Source organism: Streptomyces sp. NPDC079020, from assembly GCF_044542225.1.
In the GTDB taxonomy this organism is placed as follows: domain Bacteria; phylum Actinomycetota; class Actinomycetes; order Streptomycetales; family Streptomycetaceae; genus Streptomyces.
The window spans coordinates 1-3,022 of sequence record NZ_JBITUB010000041.1; the positions used below are offsets into that span (position 1 = coordinate 1).

Annotated in this window: 2 protein-coding genes and 1 pseudogene; all 3 read left to right on the forward strand. The window is 66.1% G+C overall.

What is annotated here, in order from left to right; genetic code table 11:
• Positions 1 to 437 precede the first annotated feature (437 nt).
• Positions 438 to 677, forward strand: a pseudogene (locus tag ACIGJO_RS35690) (site-specific integrase); the annotation flags it as partial.
• A 505-nt stretch (positions 678 to 1,182) separates the two neighbouring features.
• Complete coding sequence (locus tag ACIGJO_RS35695) at positions 1,183 to 1,344, forward strand: hypothetical protein (protein ID WP_399965598.1); 162 nt, start codon at positions 1,183 to 1,185, stop codon at positions 1,342 to 1,344.
• Between the two features lie 324 nt (positions 1,345 to 1,668).
• Positions 1,669 to 2,688 (forward strand): DMT family transporter, encoded by a 1,020-nt coding sequence (locus tag ACIGJO_RS35700; protein WP_399965600.1) that lies wholly within the window; start codon positions 1,669 to 1,671, stop codon positions 2,686 to 2,688.
• Positions 2,689 to 3,022: the final 334 nt, after the last annotated feature.

Here is a 3,022-nt window from a genome sequence, read left to right on the forward strand (position 1 = left end):
CGCCGAACAGGCGACAGCCAAACAAGCGAACCTGAACGCCCGCCAACCCGTCCTGATCAGCTGATCAGCGACTCCCGAGTGACGGGGGAACCTCACCACGCGGTGTGAGACCAACGCGGCTGGCTACCGGAGCCACCAAGCAGCCGGGCAGCGGCAGCGCATCGGACAGGCCATCGACTACGCCGACGTCCCTCGCGACGACATCGCCCCCGTCCTCGCGGAACTCGTGCGCCAGCCCGGCATCCGCCGCCGCATCCACGAACTCACCGCAGGACCCACCCCCATCGCGGACACCGTTGCCTGCGCAGTCGCAGCTCCAGGTCGCAGGTTCCGTGGTGGCCGATGCCCGTCATGTCCCCCGTGAAGCCGGGGATGAGGTCGACCCCTTTCGGGGCGGCTTTGAGGTAGACGAGTGTGCGAAGCCGCGGCAGTGGCAGGCGGAGCCCAGGGATGGCTTCCATGTGCTGAGGCACACGTACACCTCGATCGTCCTTGAGGGCGGGGAGTCCGTGGTGACACTGGCCAGGTGGCTGGGGCACTCGTCTGCAACCATCACGCTGGACCACTATGCCCACTTCGTGCCGGAGGCGCTTTGCCCGATCGACAGTCTGCTCGATGGTCAGGCCAATGGAGACATGGTTCCAAACTCCGCAGATTTTCCCCCGGCTCGTCCGTGAGCGCGCTATCTGCACGTGTTCAAGTGACAAGGATTCAGGGCATGCCCACTGCTTGTCCCAGTCTCCAGGGCACCTTCGTCATGAAGTTGTCTACCTGGCGGCGCTGACCTGCGGTATTGCGACCTTCCGCGCCTCTGACCTGCCAAGACGGGTCTTTCAGGGTATTTCGAAATCGTGCTGCGTTACGCAGCCGATTCTCCCCACGTGCTCCCCAGCGCCGCCCGTATTCCCCAGATTCTCCCCAGGAACGGGCTGCCCCGGAAGGGCAGGGAGACCTGAAGGCGGCGTACCCGAAGAACGGGAAGAGGCACGGTGGGTTACGTCGCCGAGGGCCCGTTAGGACACCAGCAGGTTCTTCGTCTGCTGGTGGGTACAGCCGTTGCGCGCCTCTGACCTGCATAAATGCGTCGTTGGTGGGGGAGTTGACAGGCTCCGGCCCGCTTATGGTCCGGATCTTGGTGGGGCAACTCAGCGGTAGGGGGCGGCGTCGATCATCAAGGCCCTCGTGGGCCGCGACCCGTACGTGTATTCCTCGCAGTACCGGCGGGCCCTGGACACCGCGGAGCTCGCGCTGCCGGGGCGGGCCCCCGACGTCACCGTCCTGCTGAACGAGCAGAACTACTCCACCCCAGCCCAGCTCGGGGAACGGCGGGAAGCCTTCGAGTAAGACCTGCGCCGCGCGCTCCTGGTACACGACCCCTTGGGCCGGTACGCGGAAACGATTCGTACGGAGGCCCTCATCGCCACCCGGTAGGTGGATCCAGAGAACTTCTGAAACGCCTGGCGCCTGCGCATGACTGACGGCGAGATCACGGAACGGCCGTCGGCATCCGCGTACTGCCAGTAGGTTGGGGACATGCAGCTGTGCCTGACTCCTCCGCCGCCCGCCTTCTAGGCGGGCACCGTCTCCCAGCCGCCCCGGGCATGCCGGAGCGGCTGCGTTGAGTGCCCACGACGACATCGTGATGGCAATCAAGCGAGGAGATCTTCGTTGCGTTCCTCTTCTGCTCTGCCTTTCCGGCAGGGAATCCTCCATGTCGCGATTGCGGCAACCGCGTGGGGGACCGGCGGTGCTGTTGCGGCCGAGCTGTACGACGTCGGGAGTATCGGCCCCGTCTCCGTATCCTTCTGGCGGTTCCTGACGGGGCTCGGGCTGCTTCTGACGGCTCACCTGGTCCGGCGGGCCCGTCGTCCCCGGACAGCCGTCTCCCTGCGCGCGACGTTCCTGGCAAACAAGCGCAGATCCCTGATCACCGGCTTCGGTCTGGCGGTGTATCAGACTGCCTACTTCGCTGCGGTCCAGCAGGCTGGGCTGTCGGTGGCTACCGTGGTGACTCTCGGCTCGGGTCCGGTGCTGGTCACCGTGGGGGCACGGCTTCTGCTGGGCGAGCGCGCCGGAGCGGCCGGGACAGCCGCCGTGGCGAGCGGTGTTGTTGGCCTGGGGCTGTTGATGGGCGGCGCCGACGGAAGCACGGGCCCGGGCCCTCTGCTGGGGATCGGCTATGCGCTGCTCTCCGCTGTCGGGTACGCGGGTGTGACGCTGCTAGGGCGCGCGTCCGGCCGCAAGAGTTCCGGCGGTGCGTTCGAGTCTACGGTGACGGGCTTCGCGGTGGGCACGGTCTGCTTGCTTCCGCTGGCATTACTGGAAGGCCTTCTGCCCGACATGGAACAGGCGGTGTGGACGGTGGCGCTGATCGGCTACTTGGGTGCGATTCCGACGGCGCTGGCGTACACGCTGTTCTTCGCCGGGCTCAGCGTCGTCCGGGCTTCAACGGTCTCTGTGGTCGCCCTGGTCGAGCCTCTCACCGCCGCGGTTATTGGCATCGCGGTCCTCGGTGAGCAGCTGAACGCTCTCGTTGGCACCGGCACGGCGCTGCTGATGGGCGCCGTGCTCTTCTTCGTGATCGGCGAGGCACCGGCCGGGGCGCCGGCCCGCAAGGTGCCTCAAGCAGAGGCGAGCCGTGGCCGTGGCGATGCCCCGTCATATCCGGCCAGGCAGAACGAGGACTGAAATAGCGTCAAGTCCACAGGGCGGGACGGTGGGCCATGCGGCTTGCCGCCCGCCCCGCTGTCTTTCTGCTGGTCACTGGCGAGAAACAGGAAACGTCTGCGAACTTTTTATGGGCCTCGCAAGCCTTGTCAAGGCCCCCTATCCGGCCCAACTTTCACCAAGGCATATGCCTTCGGCGAGAGACGCGTTGGCGTTCGCCGGAATCACTGGGCAGGGGCTGCTGACATAAGCTAAGGGCTCGTAAAGAATCAACACGTTGGTTTGGTCTCTGTCGTGAGGGTCGCGCCGTGTGCGGTGGCGTGGACGAGGAGTCCTGCCAGGGTGCTGAGGTGTG